At 54.5% G+C, this 18,758-nt stretch carries 17 protein-coding genes; 12 read left to right on the top strand and 5 right to left on the bottom strand.

What is annotated here, in order from left to right; all coding sequences use genetic code 11:
- Positions 1-9: 9 nt before the first annotated feature.
- From AC1931_RS12080 to AC1931_RS12135, 12 genes are all read left to right on the top strand, one after another.
- Positions 10-1,545: a UDP-N-acetylmuramoyl-L-alanyl-D-glutamate--2,6-diaminopimelate ligase gene (locus AC1931_RS12080; protein WP_483877608.1), complete on the top strand. Its 1,536-nt coding sequence runs from the start codon at positions 10-12 to the stop codon at positions 1,543-1,545.
- A complete protein-coding gene (locus AC1931_RS12085) occupies positions 1,538-2,926 on the top strand; it encodes a UDP-N-acetylmuramoyl-tripeptide--D-alanyl-D-alanine ligase (RefSeq protein WP_483877525.1) in 1,389 nt (462 codons plus the stop codon). The genes AC1931_RS12080 and AC1931_RS12085 overlap by 8 nt, the downstream gene beginning before the upstream one ends.
- 3 nt (positions 2,927-2,929) lie before the next feature.
- Complete coding sequence (gene mraY / locus AC1931_RS12090; RefSeq protein WP_483877526.1) at positions 2,930-4,006, top strand: phospho-N-acetylmuramoyl-pentapeptide-transferase; 1,077 nt, start codon at positions 2,930-2,932, stop codon at positions 4,004-4,006.
- Positions 4,003-5,367, top strand: a complete 1,365-nt coding sequence (gene murD, locus AC1931_RS12095; RefSeq protein WP_483877527.1) for a UDP-N-acetylmuramoyl-L-alanine--D-glutamate ligase — start codon at positions 4,003-4,005, stop codon at positions 5,365-5,367. The genes mraY and murD overlap by 4 nt, the downstream gene beginning before the upstream one ends.
- Positions 5,364-6,467, top strand: coding sequence for a putative lipid II flippase FtsW (gene ftsW / locus AC1931_RS12100; RefSeq protein WP_483877528.1), 1,104 nt, complete (start codon positions 5,364-5,366; stop codon positions 6,465-6,467). The genes murD and ftsW overlap by 4 nt, the downstream gene beginning before the upstream one ends.
- Positions 6,464-7,558, top strand: a complete 1,095-nt coding sequence (murG, locus tag AC1931_RS12105; RefSeq protein WP_483877529.1) for an undecaprenyldiphospho-muramoylpentapeptide beta-N-acetylglucosaminyltransferase — start codon at positions 6,464-6,466, stop codon at positions 7,556-7,558. The genes ftsW and murG overlap by 4 nt, the downstream gene beginning before the upstream one ends.
- Positions 7,558-8,940: a UDP-N-acetylmuramate--L-alanine ligase gene (murC, locus tag AC1931_RS12110; RefSeq protein WP_483877530.1), complete on the top strand. Its 1,383-nt coding sequence runs from the start codon at positions 7,558-7,560 to the stop codon at positions 8,938-8,940. The genes murG and murC overlap by 1 nt, the downstream gene beginning before the upstream one ends.
- On the top strand, positions 8,937-9,875 hold the full coding sequence (locus AC1931_RS12115; RefSeq protein WP_483877531.1) for a D-alanine--D-alanine ligase: 939 nt from the start codon (positions 8,937-8,939) through the stop codon (positions 9,873-9,875). The genes murC and AC1931_RS12115 overlap by 4 nt, the downstream gene beginning before the upstream one ends.
- A 16-nt stretch (positions 9,876-9,891) precedes the next feature.
- A complete protein-coding gene (locus tag AC1931_RS12120) occupies positions 9,892-10,728 on the top strand; it encodes a cell division protein FtsQ/DivIB (protein ID WP_483877532.1) in 837 nt (278 codons plus the stop codon).
- Positions 10,729-10,743: 15 nt separating this feature from the next.
- Entirely contained in the window at positions 10,744-11,973 is a 1,230-nt protein-coding gene (gene ftsA / locus AC1931_RS12125) for a cell division protein FtsA (RefSeq protein ID WP_483877533.1), read from the top strand.
- 140 nt (positions 11,974-12,113) lie between these two features.
- Positions 12,114-13,295 (top strand): cell division protein FtsZ, encoded by a 1,182-nt coding sequence (gene ftsZ / locus AC1931_RS12130; protein WP_483877609.1) that lies wholly within the window; start codon positions 12,114-12,116, stop codon positions 13,293-13,295.
- A 289-nt stretch (positions 13,296-13,584) separates the two neighbouring features.
- Positions 13,585-15,297, top strand: coding sequence for a radical SAM protein (locus tag AC1931_RS12135; RefSeq protein ID WP_483877534.1), 1,713 nt, complete (start codon positions 13,585-13,587; stop codon positions 15,295-15,297).
- Positions 15,298-15,457: 160 nt separating this feature from the next.
- Here the strand turns inward: AC1931_RS12135 and AC1931_RS12140 are convergent, their stop codons facing one another.
- From AC1931_RS12140 to AC1931_RS12160, 5 genes are read right to left on the bottom strand one after another with little or no spacing between them, the layout of a single operon-like run.
- Positions 15,458-15,862 carry a hypothetical protein gene (locus AC1931_RS12140; RefSeq protein WP_483877535.1) on the bottom strand — a complete coding sequence of 135 codons (405 nt, stop codon included), beginning with the start codon at positions 15,860-15,862 and terminating at the stop codon, positions 15,458-15,460.
- A gap of 40 nt (positions 15,863-15,902) precedes the next feature.
- Entirely contained in the window at positions 15,903-16,346 is a 444-nt protein-coding gene (locus AC1931_RS12145; RefSeq protein WP_483877536.1) for an MOSC domain-containing protein, read from the bottom strand.
- 3 nt (positions 16,347-16,349) lie between these two features.
- Positions 16,350-17,321 (bottom strand): GTP 3',8-cyclase MoaA, encoded by a 972-nt coding sequence (gene moaA, locus AC1931_RS12150; protein WP_483877537.1) that lies wholly within the window; start codon positions 17,319-17,321, stop codon positions 16,350-16,352.
- Entirely contained in the window at positions 17,311-17,520 is a 210-nt protein-coding gene (gene tatA, locus AC1931_RS12155) for a twin-arginine translocase TatA/TatE family subunit (RefSeq protein WP_483877538.1), read from the bottom strand. Before tatA ends, moaA begins: the two co-directional genes overlap by 11 nt.
- 16 nt (positions 17,521-17,536) lie before the next feature.
- On the bottom strand, positions 17,537-18,757 hold the full coding sequence (locus AC1931_RS12160) for a molybdopterin molybdotransferase MoeA (RefSeq protein WP_483877539.1): 1,221 nt from the start codon (positions 18,755-18,757) through the stop codon (positions 17,537-17,539).
- Position 18,758 lies beyond the last annotated feature (1 nt).

An 18,758-nucleotide genomic window follows, 5' to 3' on the forward strand; every position in this document is an offset into this window, starting at 1 on the left:
GATACGTTGATACAGTTGTGTGAATTGCTGGGTGCCATTAGTCCCGTTGCGGTTGAGGGTTCAACCGCGGTGGAAATTTGTGCGCTGGTATGTGATTCACGTCAGGTGACTGCGGGGGCTGTTTTTTTTGCCCTGCCGGGCAGCAAAGCTGACGGGCGCAGCTATATCTCTGATGCCATTGCAGCCGGTGCTGTTGCCGTTGTCGCCGATTCTTTTGCCGGGCTGGAGCCGGTGGCAGGTTGCTGCCTTGTTCAGGTTGATAACGTCCGTCGCGCCATGGCTCGGGCTGCAGCGCACTATTATGGCTATCCCGGCAGGGGGATTCCGGTGATCGGTATCACCGGAACCAACGGCAAAACCACCATTACCTACCTGATTGAAGCAATCCTCAGGAACGCCGGCTATGCCCCGGCAGTTTTCGGAACCGTTGATTATCGTCTGGCAGACACCTTGCGTTTTGAGGCAACCCATACCACGCCGGAATCGTTGGAATTGATGCGGATGCTGGCTGACTTCCGGCGCCATGGTGCCAATGCCCTGGTGATGGAGGTGTCATCCCACGCTCTGGAACAGCACCGCGCTGATGGCCTCACTTTTGATATCGCCGTCTTTACCAATCTGACCCAGGATCATCTCGACTACCATGCCGGCCTGGAACACTATTTTGCCAGCAAGAGACGGCTGTTTACCGAACTGCTCGGCACCGGGGTTGCCTTGATCAATGCTGACGATCCTTATGGTCGGCGCCTGCTGGCCGATATTCCGGCGGCACTGACCTTTGGCAGACAGCCCTCCTGCAGTCTCCATCCGCGTCAAGTGGCGATCGGGCGTAATGGGATCCATGGGGTTTTTGCCGGTCGCCACGGGGATGTGCAGATCGACAGTCCGATGATCGGAGCATTTAATCTCAGCAATCTGCTGGCGGCGGTAGCCGTTGCCCAGCAACTGAACATCAGCAATGAGCAGATTGCCGCTGGAGTTGGTGCTGCACCCCAGGTGCCGGGACGACTTGAGCGCGTTGGCAATGACGGTGGCGTGCTGGCACTGGTTGATTATGCTCATACCGGCGATGCGCTGGAACAAGTGCTGAAAACCCTTTCCGGACTTGAACATCAGCGCCTTTATACCGTTGTCGGTTGTGGAGGTGACAGGGATCCGGGTAAGCGTCCATTGATGGCGGCAGCGGCAGTCAGCTATTCAGACCTGGCTATTTTTACCTCTGACAATCCACGCACGGAAGATCCCCTCGCTATTCTTAACCAGATTCGTGCCGGGGCCCTGGCGGCGGGTGGCCGCGAGCTTGATCCGGACACGGCTGATAGCAACAGCAGGGGCTTTGTCGTGATTCCGGACCGCCGCACGGCTATCAACTATGCCGCCGGTTTGGCCGGTAAAGGTGACCTGCTGCTGGTCGCCGGCAAGGGGCATGAGGATTATCAGATTCTTGGGACGACGAAGATTCATTTTGATGACCGTGAAGAGCTGCAGCGGGCGTTTGCTCAAGCCTGCGCGGCCCGCAATCCTGGAGGCCGGACCGATGTTTGATCTCGAACGGATCGTGCGGATTGTTGGTGGCGAGTTCTGTGGTCGCAAGATGAATTGCGAACTGACCGGGGTGTCCACCGATAGTCGCAACATGCTTCCGGGAGCATTGTTTGTTCCGTTACGGGGCGGGCGTTTTGATGGTCATGATTATCTCAGCCAGGCGGTTAAAAATGGCGCCGCTGCCTGCTTAAGTGAAGAAATTGTAGAGGGTTTGAATGTGCCGGTGGTAAGGGTAGCCGACACCTTGCGAGCTCTGGGTGACATTGCCGCAGCGTATCGTTTTCAATTGCAGGGTCCGCTGATCGCCATAACTGGTTCAGCCGGTAAGACCACCACCAAGGAAATGCTTGCGAGCATTTTGACGAAGGTCGCCCCCGGGCTTAAAACCTTCGGCAATTTCAACAACCTGATCGGCTTGCCGTTGACCCTGTTGAGGATCGAAAATAATCATCAATGGGCGGTCATTGAAATGGGGACCAGCGCTTTGGGTGAGATCGAACGCCTGACCGAGATAGCCCAGCCAACCATTGGAGTGATTACCAATGTTGGTGAAGCTCATCTTGAAACCCTCCACGGTCTTGATGGCGTTTCGCGTGCCAAGGGTGAGCTTTATGCCGGGCTCAAAGGGGGAACGGCAATCATCAATCTTGATGACGAGCGGGTTGCCAGGCTGCCAGTTGCTAATGGGGTAAAAAAGAGAACCTATGGCCTCAGCCCCCAGGCCGATGTGCGCGCTGAAAATATTGTTGTTGAACCAGGCGCCATTCGTTTTGAACTCTTGAGTGCTGATCAGCGTCGACCGGTACGGCTGCCGGTGCCGGGAATGCATAACGTTCACAATGCTCTTGCCGCCACCGCTGCGGCTCTTGAGCTGGATGTGTCTTTGGAGGACATCGTCGGCGGGTTGGAGGAGTTCGTTCCGGTTCAGGGGCGGATGAATCTCTTCCCCCTGCCAAGCGGAGGGATGCTGCTCGACGACAGTTATAACTCAAACCCGTTGTCCGCTCGATCCGCACTCGATGCCCTTAATGCGCTCAAGGGACAAGGCAGGAAAATCGCTATTCTCGGAGATATGCTCGAACTAGGAGAGGATGCCCAGGTGTTGCATCAGGCTCTGGGAGAACGCGTGGCGCAGGTTGCCGATATGCTGATTGCGGTCGGCCAGCATGGTGATCACCTCGAGAGCGGGGCGCTTAAGGGGGGGATGCGTAAAGAACAGATCTACAAGGTTGGCCATGTCACTGAAGCGATTGAGCTGATGAAGAATTGTCACCGTACCGGCGACCGCTTGCTGGTAAAGGGATCGCGTGGCGTTCAGCTCGATCGCCTGGTGCAGGAACTCAAATCGGCGGGGCCGGATTCCGCGCAAAGGAAGGGATAACAGATGCTGTATCACCTGCTCTATCCATTGCATACGGATTTTTCCGCTCTCTATGTGTTCCGCTACATCACTTTTAGAACCATTTACGCCACCATTACTGCGCTTATGATCTCGTTTATGCTCGGTCCCTGGTTGATCGCCACTTTGCAGCGCATGCAGGTCGGCCAGACAATCCGCAAGGTCGGGCCGGAATCGCACTTTGTCAAGGAGGGGACTCCCACCATGGGTGGAGCCCTGATCCTGATTGCCATTATCCTGCCGACCTTGTTGTGGGCAGACCTGACCAACCTGTATATCTGGGTCTGTCTGCTGGTGACCAGCGGTTACGGTGCCATCGGTTTTGTTGATGATTATCTGAAGGTGGTCCGTAAAAACAGTGACGGCATCTCGGCCCGGCAAAAGATGTTCTGGCAGCTGTTGATCGCGGCGGCGGCGGCATTGCTGCTTTTTTTCAGTGGCCTGGTGGAAACCCATTTGAGCGTTCCATTTTTCAAGAACATCAGTCCCGACCTGGGAATCTTTTACATTCCCTTTGCGATGTTGGTGATGGTTGGGGCCAGTAACGCAGTGAACCTGACTGACGGGCTTGACGGACTGGCCATCGGTCCGATGATTATTGCATCTGGTACCTTCTTGCTGCTGGCTTATGTCGCCGGCAATGTCAATCTGGCAGGGTATCTGCAGATCACCAGCGTACCGGGTGCCGGGGAATTGTCGATTCTGTGCGGGGCGATGGTCGGAGCGGGGCTGGGTTTTTTGTGGTTCAATACCTACCCGGCACAGGTGTTTATGGGGGATGTCGGCAGTCTCTCGTTGGGAGGTGCGCTGGGAACCATCGCAGTCATCACTAAAAACGAATTTGCCCTGGTGATCGTCGGCGGAATTTTTGTCATCGAAGCGCTGTCGGTCATCGTCCAGGTGGTGTCTTTTCGCTACTGGGGAAGGCGGGTATTTCGTATGGCACCGATCCATCACCATTTTGAACTGAAAGGCTGGCCGGAACCCAAGATCATTGTGCGCTTCTGGATTATCAGCATCATTCTGGCATTGATTGCCCTATCGACACTGAAACTACGATGAAAACAAACGATCAGCAACAGCGAGTGATTGTCGTCGGCGCCGGCCTGAGTGGTCAGGCGCTGGTGCGCTTTTTTATCGCTCGTGGTGCCGATGTTGTGCTTTCTGATCAGCGCTCGCTGGAGCAGCTGGGAAGCTTGCCTGCGTTGGCCGGGTTGCGGGTTCATTATGATCTGGGGGGACATGACCTGACCCTGTTTGCCGCCGCCGATCTGATCGCTGTCAGTCCCGGGGTGCCGTTGACCAATGAAGCATTGCGGCACGCCATCAGTTGCGGGGTGCCGGTATGGGGGGAAATTGAGATTGCTGCTCGTGAACTGAGCATTCCGATCATTGCTGTGACCGGTACCAATGGCAAGTCGACTACCACCAGTCTGATCGGTGAGGTGATGCAGGCCTGGGGGCAAGACGTCTTTGTCGGTGGCAACTTAGGGACGCCATTTGTTGATGCCGCGTTACACCAGTATCAGGTGGCCGTCATTGAACTTTCATCCTTTCAACTCGAAGCGATCGACAGCTTTCGTCCACACATAGCCTTGCTGTTGAATTTGAGTGCCGATCATCTTGATCGTTACCCTGATCTGCACAGTTATTATGCGGCCAAACGCAACATGTTCAGTAACATGACAGCAACGGATCTGGCAGTGCTCAACGCCGATGATCAGGCGGTCGTCGAGCTGTGTGGCGGTATTCAGGCGACCAGGGTGTGGTTCTCCGCCGCCGGTCAGCAGGTGGCTGGAATGACTCGACAAGGACATCAACTGCGATGGAACTGGCAGGGGGCGCAGGATGCTTTTGACCTGTCAGCGCTGCGGCTGTCCGGTGAGCACAACGTCGAGAATGCCATGGCCGCGCTGACGGCTGCGCTGCTGCATGGCTGTCCCGGTGACCTGGCCTGGAAGACAATCTGCAACTTTGGCGGACTGCCCCACCGCATGCAGCTGGTGCGTACCCTGGCAGGAGTGAAATGGTACAACGACTCCAAGGGCACCAACGTTGGCAGTGTGGTGAAAAGCCTGGCCGGGCTTGAGGCTCCGGTCACGCTGATTGCCGGCGGCAAGGACAAGGGCGGTGATTATGCACCACTGCGACCGCTGCTTGAAAAAAAGGTCAGGCATCTGATCCTGATCGGTGAAGCACGTCGGAAGATGAGCGCAGAACTGGCAGGGTGCTGTGCCATCCACTGCGTTGACAGTATGAGTGCGGCTGTTGATACGGCACGGCGAGTGACCCCGGGCGGGGGAAGTGTGCTGTTGTCACCGGCCTGTTCCAGTTTTGATATGTTCGCCAACTACGAACAGCGTGGAGACGTTTTTGCCGAACTGGTAAAGTCCCTTTCCAGTCCCGGGGAGGCCTCCCGATGACCCTGCAACGCAACATTGATACCAGTATGCTGCTGATGACCGTGGCGTTGACCTGTGTTGGCGTCGTCATGGTTTATTCATCGTCAGCGATTATGGCGGCGGAGCGTTTTGGCGATGGCTTCTATTTTCTCAAACGCCAGGCGGCTTATACATTGGTCGGGTTTTTGGTGTTGTGCCTGGCCACATACTTCAACTATGAAAACTGGCGCAAACTGGCGGTTATCAGTTTGCTGGTCAGTATGGGGTTGCTGGCCCTGTTGCTGGTCCCCGGCATCGGTGTCAAGGTCGGGGGGGCGGTGCGCTGGATCCGTTTGCCGGGGGTGACCCTGCAACCGGCGGAACTGGTCAAGTTGACGTTGGTGCTCTATCTAGCCCACTCCCTGACGCGCAAAAAGGAGAAGGTCAGATCCCTGACCAAAGGATATCTGCCCTACATGATTGTCCTCGGTGTGCTGCTGTTTTTATTGCTCAAACAGCCGGATCTGGGCAGCTCAATGATTGTTGCCGGAGTAGCCCTGGTCATGCTCATTGTCGCCGGTGTGCGCTGGTTGTACATCCTGCCGACGGTCCTGATGTCTCTGCCGGTGCTTTACTACCTGGTGATGAACTCCGATTATCGGCGCCGGCGGATCATGGCGTTTCTGGATCCCTGGACAGATCCTTATGATAGCGGTTTCCAGATTATTCAGAGTCTGGTTGCTTTTGGTAAAGGCGGGGTGGCCGGTGAAGGCCTCGGGGTTGGCCAGCAGAAGCTCTTTTATCTGCCCGAGGCGCACACCGATTTTATCTTTTCCGTCATCGGTGAAGAATTGGGGATGATCGGGGTGCTGGTGGTTGCCGCCCTGTTTCTGCTGCTGGTGCTCAGTGGTATTCGCATTGCACTCCAATGTCAGGAACCCTTCGGCAGAAATCTCGCTTTTGGTTTGAGTCTGCTGATCGGACTCGGGGCTTTTGTCAACATGGCGGTATGTATGGGATTGTTGCCGACCAAGGGATTGACCCTGCCGTTTATTTCCTATGGCGGCACCAGCCTGGTCACCAATCTGTTGGCGGTGGGCATTTTGTTGAATATTTCCAGCCACCAGCGGAGGTCGTCATGAGAGTGCTGTTGGCCGGTGGCGGCACCGGCGGGCATCTGTTCCCGGCGGTGGCTTTAGGGCAATTGCTGCTCAAGGAAGTGGCGGGGGCTCAGATTCTGTTCGTCGGCACCAGTCGTGGCATTGAATACCGTCTTCTGCCACAACTGCAGTTGCCTCTGGAGTTGGTAGACATGGTCGGGGTTGTCGGACGCGGCTGGCAGGGCAAACTCGAATTGATCCCTAAGTTGACCCGCAGCCTGATTCAGGCCCAGGGCATTCTGCGCAGGTTCAAGCCGGATCTGGTGGTAGGTTTTGGTGGTTATGCGTCAGTACCGGTGCTGCTGGCGGCAAAGATGTTCCATGTTCCTTATCTGATCCATGAGCAGAATGCCATTCCCGGTCTGAGCAACAAGTTGCTTGCCAGGGGAGCTGCGCGAATCTGTGTCTCCTATCCCGATACCCTGACGTGTTTTCCGCACAGCAAAACCGTACTGACCGGCAATCCTCTGCGCCGGGGTTTTGATCAGATGCCGGAAGAGCTGCCGATGCCGGGACAGGTACTGGTCTTTGGTGGCAGTCGCGGTGCCCGGGCCATCAACGAGGCGCTGGTTGCCTGCCTGCCGGAACTGCTGCGCTGGCCGCAGCCGCCGCAGATCCTCCACCAAACCGGTGAGGATGATTTTGCTATGGTCAAGGCAGCTTATGTAAAGGCTGGTTATCCCGCCGCGACCATCGTTCCCTTTATTGATGACATGGCAGGGGCCTATGCCGGTTCGGCGCTGGTGATCTGTCGAGCCGGCGCGACAACCCTGGCAGAATTGACGGTATGCGGGCGTCCGGCGATTCTGATTCCCTTTCCTCACGCGACAGGCGATCACCAGAATGCCAACGCCCGGACCCTGGAGCAGGCGGGAGCCGCCGTGGTGTTGCAGCAGCGGGATCTGACCGCGCTGCGTTTGGCAACCGAATTGCGGATTCTGCTCGCAGATCGGGAAGAGTTGCAGTTGATGGCGATGCGGGGACGTTCCCTGGCGCGCCCTGACGCAGCCGCAAAAATTCTCGCTGAATGTCGCAACCTTGTCCCCTTTTTATCACCGGCGGAGGCGCACTGATGTACGGACGGATCCGTAAAATACACTTTGTTGGTATCGGTGGTATCGGTATGAGTGGTATCGCCGAATTACTGCTCAATCTTGGCTACCGGGTCTCGGGATCTGACTTGCGTGATAGTGACACGACCCGTCGCCTGGCAAGCCTGGGTGGCGAGGTCGTCATCGGTCATCGCGCTGAAAATCTGGTCGAGGTTGATGTGGTGGTGACCTCAACGGCGGTTAAAACCGACAACCCGGAAGTCGTCGAGGCCCACCGGCGCCATATCGCCGTCATTCCGCGGGCTGAAATGCTGGCAGAGTTGATGCGGATGAAGTATGGCATCGCTATTGCCGGCACCCATGGCAAAACCACGACAACCAGCATGACATCCGTGGTGTTGCACCATGCCGGCATTGATCCAACAGCGGTCATTGGTGGCAAGCTTGATGCCTTCGGCTCTAATGCGAAGCTGGGACGCGGCAAGTTTCTGGTTGCCGAGGCTGATGAATCGGATGGTTCCTTTATGCTGCTGACTCCTACCATCGCCGTGGTAACCAATATCGATCTCGATCATCTTGACTACTATTCCGGCATTGATGAAATCAAGCAGATATTCGTGGATTTTATCAATAAAGTGCCCTTTTACGGGCGCGCTATTCTCTGTCTGGAAGACCGCAATATCCAGGCAATTTTGCCGGAGGTGAAGAAGCGCTATTCAACTTACGGATTCAACAGTCAAGCTGACTTTTACGCCCAGGATATCAAGCATCGCCAGGGACGGACAAGTTTCAGCGCATTTTTCCAGGGGCATGAGCTCGGTCAGATCTCATTTTCCATGCCGGGGCGTCACAATGTCCTAAACGCCCTGGCGGTGGTTGCCGTGGCTCATGAACTGGAAATTCCGTTCAGTGCCGTTGCCGGTGGATTTCGCCATTTTGGCGGGTTGCAGCGTCGTTTTGAAGTGCGGCATCAGATCGGCGATATCATGATCATCGATGATTATGGCCATCATCCCGAAGAGATCAAGGCAACCTTGGCAGCGGCTAAAAATGGCTGGGACAAGCGCGTTATTGCGGTCTTCCAGCCCCATCGCTATAGCCGTACTGAAGCACTTTTTGCTGATTTTCTGACGGCTTTTTATGACGCCGATATCCTGATCGTGACCGACGTCTATGCTGCCGGTGAGGAGCCACGCGCCGGTGCCTGCAGCCAGGCGCTGGTTACCGGAATTGTTGAACATGGGCACAAAGCAGTTGAATACTGTGAAACCCTTGAATCGGCGGCTGATCAGGTTGCTGGGCTGGTGCGGCCCGGCGATATGGTCATTACTCTGGGTGCCGGCAATGTCAACCAGATCTGCGATCTGCTGGCTACGAGAATTCGTTCTTCTGAGGGCTTATGATGGGTTGCTGGACGCGTGAACAGCTGCAGAAAAAGAAGATCGGGGTGCTGGCGGGCGGCTGGTCGGCTGAACGAGAGGTTTCTCTGCGTACCGGAGAGGCGGCTCTGAAGGCCCTGTTAGCGCGTGGGTACGATGCCGTGCTGATTGATCCTGATCAGCGGTTGCCCCAGCAACTGCTGGACGCAGAAATCGATGTTGCTTTTATTGCCCTGCACGGTCAGGGCGGAGAAGATGGTACGGTCCAGGGGCTGCTTGAAGTCATGCGGATTCCCTACAGCGGTAGCGGGGTGCTGTCTTCAAGTATCGCCATGGACAAGATTGTCACCAAGCAACTGCTTGTATATCACGGGTTGCCGACCCCCGGGTTTGATTATGTCAGGTCGGGGGAATCACCTGAGGATCTGGCCAATCGCTGTCGGCGGGTGCCGATAGTGGTAAAGCCCTCCCAGGAGGGATCAACGGTCGGCATCTGTATTGCGCGAAGCCGGGAAGAGCTGGAGGCGGGTCTGGAAGTAGCTGCCAAACTCAACGGCACCCTGATGGTGGAGGAGTTTATTGACGGCGACGAGCTGACCGTATCGGTGGTGAATGATCAGGCGTTGCCGATTATCCAGATTGTCCCGCAGGGAGGATTTTACGATTACCAGGCCAAATACGTCAGTACCACAACCCGCTACCTGGTGCCGGCACCCCTGGCTCCTGATATCGCCGGAGAGATTCAGGCTGTCGCGTTGCGCGCCTGCCGCGCGCTGGGCTGCAGAGGCGCCACCCGGGTTGATTTTATGATGGCGAATAACAGCTTTTATTGTATCGAAGTCAATACGATTCCGGGGATGACAGCAACCAGCCTGTTGCCCAAGGCCGCCGCCGCTGCCGGTATCGGTTTTGAAGATCTGGTTGAGCTGATTCTGTTTGATGCTGACCTGGTGAAGTAGAGCAGCCATGCGTGATATGAAAAGACAAAATGTCAACAAGAAGGTGCGTAGCAACCGCCGGAAAACGCAGAGAAAACCTGTTGATCTGCGGTTTTTGCTGCATCGCTGCTTACGAGTTGGCATTGGGGTCTTCAGCGTTACGCTGGTAGTAGCCGGCAGCTTTTTTCTGGTGCAAATGCTCCTTGCGTCAGACCAGTTTCGTATTGATACGATACGTGTGGAAGGAAATCAGCGGCTGGATGAAAAGACTCTGGTGGCACTTTCTGATGTGCAGCCGGGAATGTCAACATTCAGCCTGGATCTTGATCTGATCGGACGTAAAATTGCTGAAAATTCCTGGGTCGAGGAGGCTCGAATCCAGCGGATTTTTCCGCGCCAGATAAGTATCCGCATTGTAGAGCGTGAGCCGCTTGCCATTATCAATCTTGGTTATCTCTACTATCTGGATGAGAACGGGGCGATTTTCAAGCTCCTCGATGCCGGCGACAGTCTTGATTATCCTGTTATTACCGGTTTCAATGCGCCCCAACTGGAGTTGGGTCGCCATAAAGATCGTGCCCAGCTGCTGAAGATTGTCGGACTGATTGAAGAACTTCAGTCACGTTCGCAGTTCGGCTTGCATAAGGTTTCGGAGATTCACAAAGAGACCGGCGGAGGTTTATCCGTTTATACCCTGGATAGTGGCGTGAGGATCCGGCTGGGGACCGAGAAATATCATGAAAAGCTGGATCGTCTGGAGCGCATTTATGCGCTGTTGAAGCCAAAAATGAAGATGCTCGATTATATCGATTTAAACGTTGATGAGAAGGTTATTGTACGAATTGAACGGTCGGATAAAACGACCAAAAGCTGATACCAAGGGGGTGTCATGAGTAAAGCAAAAGATAATTTGATCGTTGGTCTGGATATTGGAACCACGAAAATCTGCTGTATTGTCGGTCATATGGCAGAGGATGGGCTGGAAGTGGTCGGGATTGGCACCAGTCCGTCACGCGGAATGCGCAAAGGGGTGGTGATCAATATTGAATCCACGGTAGCCGCCATCCGCAAGGCTATTCGCGAAGCGGAGTTGATGGCCGGTTGTGAAATCAAGTCCGTATTTACCGGAATTGCGGGTGGCCACATTCGTGGCATGAATTCGCAAGGGGTTATCGCAATTAAAAATCGCGAAGTAACCAGCGAGGATCTGCAGCGGGTTATTGATGCCGCCAAGGCAATTGCTATTCCAATGGACCGGGAAGTTCTACACATTCTGCCACAGGAATTCATTATTGATGATCAGGATGGTATTCGCGAGCCGTTGGGGATGAGTGGTGTGCGTCTGGAAGCCAAGGTGCACATTGTAACGGGTGCGGTCGCCAGCGCCCAGAATATTATCAAAAGTTGTAATCGTGCCGGTGTTGATGTCGCCGATATCGTGCTGGAGCAACTTGCCAGCAGCGAGGCGGTGCTTTCCGCTGATGAAAAAGAGTTGGGGGTTGCGCTGGTGGATATTGGCGGTGGCACCGCGGATATCGCTATCTATTCAGATGGGGCGATCAAACACACATCGGTCCTGTCGATTGGCGGTGATCACCTGACCAATGATATCGCCGTTGGTTTGCGTACCCCGATGGCCGAAGCAGAAAAAATCAAACAGGCTTACGGTTGCTGCCTCACCTCCATGGTCGGCAAAGATGAAACCATCGAGGTGCCATCGGTGGGCGGTCGTGAGCCACGGATCCTGTCACGGCAATTACTCGCTGAAATTCTCGAACCACGGGTAGAGGAGATGTTTTCACTGATTAATCGCGAAATCATCAAAAGTGGTTATGACGAGTTGATTGCCTCCGGGGTCGTCATTACCGGCGGCACCGCCATTTTGCCGGGGATGCCGGAGCTGGCTGAACAGATTTTCAATTTGCCGGTACGGCGCGGCACTCCAGTCGATATTGGTGGTCTGGTGGATGTGGTTAATTCGCCGATTTACGCCTCAGGGGTAGGGCTGGTGAAGTACGGCAGGATGAACAGCCAGGCACAAAAATTCAAGGTGGGAGAAGACAATATGTTTGAGCGGGTCTCAAAGCGTATGAAAGAGATGTTCAGTGACTTTTTTTGATCAATAATTATATAATAATTACTTGTAAAAGAATTTAAATTTTGGTAACTTATGTAAAGTTATATAACCAGCTTCTGTGATCGCGGAGTGAGCGGGAGCGCAACGCCAGGGAGGCAGTCATGCCTATGCAAGAGGGAGTTATGTTTCAATTTGAGGAAAATCTGGATCAGACAGCTAAAATCAAGGTGATCGGTGTCGGTGGTGGGGGTGGTAACGCCGTCAACACGATGATCCGCAATCATGTCGAAGGTGTCGATTTTCTGGTCGCCAATACCGATGCCCAGGCTCTGCGCCGCAGCGATGCCCCAATGAAAATTCAGCTTGGTGGCAGCCTGACCAAGGGGCTTGGTGCTGGAGCCAATCCGGAAATTGGTCGTCAGGCCGCCGAAGAGGATGTCAAGCGCCTGGTCGAACTCTTTACCGGTGCGGATATGATTTTCATTGCTGCCGGCATGGGTGGTGGTACCGGCACCGGCGCTGCACCCATTATTGCCAGGGCGGCAAAAGAAGTAGGAGCCCTGACTGTTGGCGTAGTGACCAAACCTTTCACCCGTGAGGGAAAACAGCGCATGGCCAGAGCCGATGCCGGTATCGCCGCATTGCGCGAGGTTGTTGATTCACTGGTCGTGGTGCCGAACGATCGCCTGCTGGGTTTAGCCGGTAAAAATATGAGCATACTTGATGCCTTCAAGCCGGCTGATGATGTCTTGCGCCAGGCAGTGCAAGGGATCTCGGATCTGATTATCACCGAGGGGATGATCAACGTCGACTTTGCCGACGTGCGTACCGTCATGAGTAATCGCGGCATGGCAATGATGGGGATTGGCATCGCAGAAGGCGAACGCCGTGCCGCCGAAGCTGCTTACAGCGCCATCAGCAGTCCGCTGCTTGAAGAGGTTGACATTTCCGGGGCGATGGGCGTGCTGGTCAATATTTCCGGTTCGTCGAGCATGACCATGGAAGAGTTTGAAGAGGCTTCGACGATCATCCACGAAAAAGTTCATGAGGATGCCAATATCATCGTTGGTCTGGTTATTGATGAAAGTCTCGGTGAGAAAATCAAGATTACTGCGATTGCGACCGGCTTTGGTGAGCAGTATGAAGTCAAGGATAAAGGCACGGAAAATACTGAAGTGCAGCGTACACCCTATGTGCCGCCAGTCGTCAAGCATAAGCGTGACCTTGATGTTCCGACCCACATCCGTAATCAGCAGAATGAACTATATGGACGTCGTCGCGAACTGCCGAGTCAGAATCGCGATCTGTTTGTTGATGATGAGCAGTTCGATATCCCGACATTTTTGCGCCGTCGGGTTGATTGATCCTTCGTCCTGTTTCGTTTGATGTTCATCTCCAATTGATGGTGGTGATTGTGAATAACCTTTGTGCCCGTACTGTTGGTGAATCAGTGCGGCGATAAAAACCAGATTGCGTCTTATTGGCAACGCTCCTCTGTTGTAATTATTGATGTGATGTATGCCGGTTCTCCGCCCGGCGGATGTACAGCGCTTCTGTACCTTGTTATGTATCCCGACGACTCCCTCGTCCAGGGCCATCTTGTGTGGCCCTTTTTTTCTTTGTGATGATCATTTCTCGTGTATAACAGCAGCTATGGCTTATAATGTTGTTTCCGCAAATCAGCTGCGCCGCAACGAGGAATCCGGTACTCGCTATCATTCCTGGAATGAAGGCCGTTATCGCATTGCCCTGGTCTACCCCAATGGGTATCAGCAGGGGATGGGTAATCTCGGTTTTCAGACGGTGTACCAGCTGATCAATCAGCGGGATGATTGCCTGTGTGAACGTTTTTTTCTGCCGGAGCCGTCATCCTCACATAATGTAAATCCCCTGGTTTCCCTTGAGTCGGATCGTCCTTTAAGGGATTTCGATCTGATTGCCCTGTCGATCTCCTTTGAAAATGACTATCTGCACCTGCCGGCTATTTTTTCCGCCGGCAACATCCCGCTGCTGGCTCACAACCGCCGGGACGATGATCCATTGGTGTTGTTTGGCGGCGTTTGCGCCTTCATCAATCCTGAACCTGTGGCTGAGATTGCCGACTTGATTGCGGTCGGTGAGGCCGAACCTATATTGTCCGCCTTACTGGCAGGACTTCAGCAGTCATCTTCCTTGCCGCGCCTTCAGCTGCTGCTAGGTCTGGCTCAGCTGCCGGGGGTCTATGTGCCGCGTTTTTACCAGCCGGTCTATGCGGCCGATGGCATCACTTATCAGCGTAGTGCGGGGGTACCCAAAACAATCCAGAGACAATATCTCCATGATCTTGACAGCTCTGCCAGTCGCACCTTCATTCAATCTGAGGCAGCTGAGTTTGGCCATATGGCGCTGGTTGAGGTATCACGCGGTTGCTCGCGTGGCTGTCGCTTCTGTGCTGCGGGGTTCGTCTACCTGCCTCCGCGCGAACGCAGCCTGGATAATCTGCTGCAACAGGCTGACCAGGGGTTGTGCCAGCGCAACCGGATCGGTCTGGTGGCTGCTGCGGTTGCCGATTACTCACAGGTTGTGCCACTCCAGCAAGGGATCATCGCCCGCGGCGGCGAGATTTCAGTGTCCAGTCTGCGGCTGGATGCCATCGATGTCGACGCCGTTACCCTGCTTACTCAAGCCGGGCACAACAGCGTCGCGATTGCCCCGGAAGCCGGCAGCCAGCGAATGCGTGATGTCATCAACAAGGGGTTGAATGAAGATCAGATTCTGTCAGCCGTTCAGGTGCTGTCGGATGGTGGTATTCGCCATCTTAAACTGTATTTTCTGATTGGTCTGCCATTTGAAGAAATGGCTGATGTCGAAGCGATCATAGAACTGGTAGATAAGATTGCGGCCATGCGCCGGACCAGTGGCAAAGCCCGGGGTTTTCTCGGCAATCTGACGGTCAGTGTTAACCCCTTTATTCCCAAGCCCTTTACCCCGTTTCAGTGGGCCGGCATGGAGGGGGAAAAGTCATTGAAGAAAAAGGGGCGCTTGCTGCAGTCAGCGTGCAGCCGGATTCCTAATACCCGTTTTATGATGGAATCGGTGCGACTGGCGATCCTTCAGGCTTTTTTATCCCGTGGCGATCGCCGCATTGCCGCCATATTGCCGGAACTGGCCAAGGGAGGGAGCTTAAGGCAGATTTGCGCAGCGGCCAAATGGCCCTTGATCCAGGAGTTAACGCGGGAGCGCGGGCGGGATGAAGCCTTTGCCTGGGAGATCATTGATTCCGGGGTACGGCGCGATTATCTGTGGCGTGAATATCAACGCGCTGCCGAGCAACGTTTAACCTCACCCTGCGTGCACGGATGCAGTCGTTGTGGTGTTTGTGGCTGATTCGGGTTGCCCCCCCTTTTTTTAATGCTTAGCAACTCAGAGCACCAAAACAATTTTAAAAATCCAGGTTTTCCCTGTGTTCCCGACGGCTCGGCTGAGGGAAGTAACCGGGGATTTTTATATCTTTAATGCCAGCGATATGGAGAATCGGATAGTTTTTTTACGGGGTGAGGTCACGTTTCTGCAGCTCAAGCCGCACAAGGTTGCGGTGGGCGCGTAGATCGGCGGCTGAATCAGGCTGGCCGATCGGGGTTCTAACGCCAACCCCGCCGCCAACGGAGCTGCTTCCGCCATAACTGCCCAGGCCTAAACCCAGACTAACAGAAGGCGCGGATCGCCGTTGCTCGGAGAGGGCGATCTGATCTTCAACTGCATAATAATGTAGTAATAAAGCTTCATTGTCGAGCTGTTGATAATCGATTGTCAGTAGCTCCCGGGTTTTTGCCGAATGTGATGAACAGCCGACGAGAATCAGAAGCAGGGACAGTAAAATCAGCCACAGAGCAGGTGTCACCAGGCTGGAATGTGAACGATGAGATGTTGCATGGGATATCCGGGACAGCATTCTGGTCTCCTTCCACAGGGTTGTTATGCTTTCAGGTATATCACAAACTACCGTTTAAAACCTGCAACTGTGAACCCGGGGTGACCACTCCGCCACTTAAGACCCTGGCAAAGATGCCTTCCTTGGGCATGACGCAATCCCCGGCCTGATGATAAATGGCGCAGCGGGTATGGCATTCCTTGCCGATCTGGGTTACCTCCAGCAGTACCTCACCGATCCGCAGCCGACTTCCAATGGGCAGGGCGGGGAGATCTATGCCAAGGGTTGTGAGGTTCTCAGCGAAGTCGCCGTTGTCGACATCGAGCCCCATGGCCCGCATTTTATCGATACTTTCTTTTGCAAGTAAACTGATTTGACGATGCCAGTCACCGGCATGGGCGTCATCGACGATGCCATGATTTTCCCGCAACAGCACCTTCTCAACTGGTGTTTTGCGCTCTCCTTTAGCGGCGCTGACACAAACCGCAACAATTTCACCAATCATGAACTATCCTCCTATGCTGGCCATGGAAAATGGGGTGGTCGAATCAGGATCTGTACCCAGTCGGTGATGTTCAGGCTTGCCGCAGATGACCTTTTTCAATGTGTCGATCAATTCACTCTGCTGACGAACACCCAGAAGAGGGCGCAGGTTGACAGCCTCATTCGACATCAGACAGCTTTTTGCATGCCCCAGGGAAGTCACCCGAATGCGATTGCAGGAACCGCAAAAATGTTCACTCATGGGGGTGATAATACCAAGGGTGCCGACGGCTCCGGTAATCCGGTAAGGACGGGCCGGACCACAGAAATGATCCGCTGTAAGGGGTTCCAGTTGAAAATGCTTGTTCAGCTGAGCAAGGATATCTGCGCCGCTGATAATCCGTTGCTGCCATTGTTGTTCGCGGATTGTCGGCATATATTCGATAAAGCGCACCGACCAGGGTTTGTCAATCGACAGGGTTGCGAAATCGAGGAGTTCATGGTCGTTGACTCCGCGCATGGCCACCATATTGAGCTTGATTTTCATGCCGACTTGTTCGGCCTTGCCGATACCCGCCAGAACCTGAGCAAGATCACCGCCACGGGTAATTTCATTAAAAGTGTCAGGCTTAAGGGAGTCGAGACTGATATTGAGGCGTTTAACGCCGGCAGCGCTCAATTCCTCCGCATAGTCCGCTAGCAGGATACCATTAGTCGTCAACGCAATTTCTTCAATCCCCTCAAGAGCAGCAAGCTGCTCTAAAAAGCCGATCACCCCCTTGCGTAGCAGCGGTTCCCCACCGGTAATACGAACCTTGCGAATGCCCAGGGTGATGGCAGCGGCGACAATCCGGAGCATTTCGTCATAACGCAGGATGTCTTCATGCTGCCGGTACTCGATGCCGGCAGCCGGCATACAATAGTGACAGCGCAAGTTGCAACGGTCGGTAATCGACAGTCGCAAGTAGCTGATATTGCGTCCGAAGCTATCTTTCATGACGTTCTGAGTCTACTTCGGATTTTTTCTTTTCATCCAGATCGGCAAGGCCAAGTTCTTCGACGTCATTGACCCCTTTTTTGAAATTACGTATTCCCTTGCCGAGGGCTTCACCCACCTGAGGAAGTTTGCCGGCACCAAAAATTACCACAACCAGCACCAGAATAATCAGCAGTTCTTGTGTTCCCAGTCCAAACATTAGGTGCTCCTTTTAATTAATTGTTAGAAGGATTCTGGCCAGGTGGCAAGGTTAGCAAGATGACGTCGATCCTGTCTCCGGCTTCCAATGCAGGGGAGTCGATAGGCAGAGGAAACAACGCCTGAGCGCCGACAGCACTACGATTCTGTCCTGATCCCTGACGTTGTGATGGAGCAAACTGTAGCTCACCATCAACAATGATCAGGTTGCCCCAGAGAAAATGTAAACGTTTTCCTCCTGCTTTAAGGGGTGCGGCCAGTTTGACCTTAAGGGTCGGTGCAAAGGGCTGCGAGTGCCCGGCAAGCATCCGCAAAGCAGGACGGGCATACAGCTGATAGGTTGCAGCAGAGGCAGCTGGGTTACCAGGTAGTCCGAACACCGGCTGTCCGTCAATTGTACCAAACAGGGTTGGCTTGCCGGGCTTGGTCGCCACCTGCCAGAAAAGTTTTTTAAAACCGAGCTCAAGCAGGGTTGGCTGCACCAGATCGCGATCGCCAACGGAAACCCCGCCGGTGGTAATCAACATATCAGCATCCAGTCCTTTGCGCAGGCAGGTCTGGAGCTCCCCCGGCTGATCCTTGGCGATGCCGAGCAGGATCGGGATGAAACCGTCCTGGCGCAAGCAGGCTGCGAGCAGGTGAGCATTGGAGTTAATGATTCTGCCGTTCTCAGGTGTCTCGCCCAGTTCGACCAGCTCGTCACCAGTGGAAAGAATAGCCACTCGCGGAGCAGGGTAGACACAGACTTCAGTGACGCCGGCGGAGGCCAGCATGCCGATCGCTGCTGGGTCCAACTGCTGCCCGCGACAGAGAATTTTTTCATCGACCTTGAGTTCTTCACCACGGTAGCGAACATTAGCACCGCGTTTCAGCGGCTTGCGCAGGCGGATCCGGTTGTCACTCATCTGTTCAGTGTCTTCAATCGGCACGACAGTATCAACGCCTTTGGGCATCGGGGCCCCGGTCATGATACGTACCGCTTCACCGCAGTTAACGGATGCCGAAAAGCTTTCTCCGGCCGGCACAAAACCGATTGCTGTCAAGTCACCATCTCCCAGCTGGGCGTGGTCAAAAGCATAGCCGTCCATGGCGGAATTATCAGCGGGGGGGAGTTCCAGAAGCGAAAAAACATCTTCGGCCAGCACCCTGCCCAGGCCTTCGGCAAGGGGGACGCGCACCGCAGCTAGTGGCTTGATGGTCTGAAAAATACAATGGATGGCTTGCTGGTAATCTATCACC

Source organism: Pelovirga sp. C15f (assembly GCF_057178085.1).

Excerpts from the sequence above, each read along its gene's own strand:
- tatA (WP_483877538.1), bottom strand. The coding sequence starts at position 17,520 with ATGTTTGGACTGGGAACACAAGAACTGCTGATTATTCTGGTGCTGGTT.
- AC1931_RS12140 (WP_483877535.1), bottom strand. The coding sequence starts at position 15,862 with ATGCTGTCCCGGATATCCCATGCAACATCTCATCGTTCACATTCCAGC.
- ftsA (WP_483877533.1), top strand. The coding sequence starts at position 10,744 with ATGAGTAAAGCAAAAGATAATTTGATCGTTGGTCTGGATATTGGAACC.
- AC1931_RS12120 (WP_483877532.1), top strand. The coding sequence starts at position 9,892 with ATGAAAAGACAAAATGTCAACAAGAAGGTGCGTAGCAACCGCCGGAAA.
- moaA (WP_483877537.1), bottom strand. The coding sequence starts at position 17,321 with ATGAAAGATAGCTTCGGACGCAATATCAGCTACTTGCGACTGTCGATT.
- mraY (WP_483877526.1), top strand. The coding sequence starts at position 2,930 with ATGCTGTATCACCTGCTCTATCCATTGCATACGGATTTTTCCGCTCTC.
- murC (WP_483877530.1), top strand. The coding sequence starts at position 7,558 with ATGTACGGACGGATCCGTAAAATACACTTTGTTGGTATCGGTGGTATC.
- murG (WP_483877529.1), top strand. The coding sequence starts at position 6,464 with ATGAGAGTGCTGTTGGCCGGTGGCGGCACCGGCGGGCATCTGTTCCCG.
- ftsW (WP_483877528.1), top strand. The coding sequence starts at position 5,364 with ATGACCCTGCAACGCAACATTGATACCAGTATGCTGCTGATGACCGTG.
- AC1931_RS12115 (WP_483877531.1), top strand. The coding sequence starts at position 8,937 with ATGATGGGTTGCTGGACGCGTGAACAGCTGCAGAAAAAGAAGATCGGG.
- murD (WP_483877527.1), top strand. The coding sequence starts at position 4,003 with ATGAAAACAAACGATCAGCAACAGCGAGTGATTGTCGTCGGCGCCGGC.
- AC1931_RS12085 (WP_483877525.1), top strand. The coding sequence starts at position 1,538 with ATGTTTGATCTCGAACGGATCGTGCGGATTGTTGGTGGCGAGTTCTGT.
- AC1931_RS12145 (WP_483877536.1), bottom strand. The coding sequence starts at position 16,346 with ATGATTGGTGAAATTGTTGCGGTTTGTGTCAGCGCCGCTAAAGGAGAG.
- AC1931_RS12135 (WP_483877534.1), top strand. The coding sequence starts at position 13,585 with ATGGCTTATAATGTTGTTTCCGCAAATCAGCTGCGCCGCAACGAGGAA.
- ftsZ (WP_483877609.1), top strand. The coding sequence starts at position 12,114 with ATGTTTCAATTTGAGGAAAATCTGGATCAGACAGCTAAAATCAAGGTG.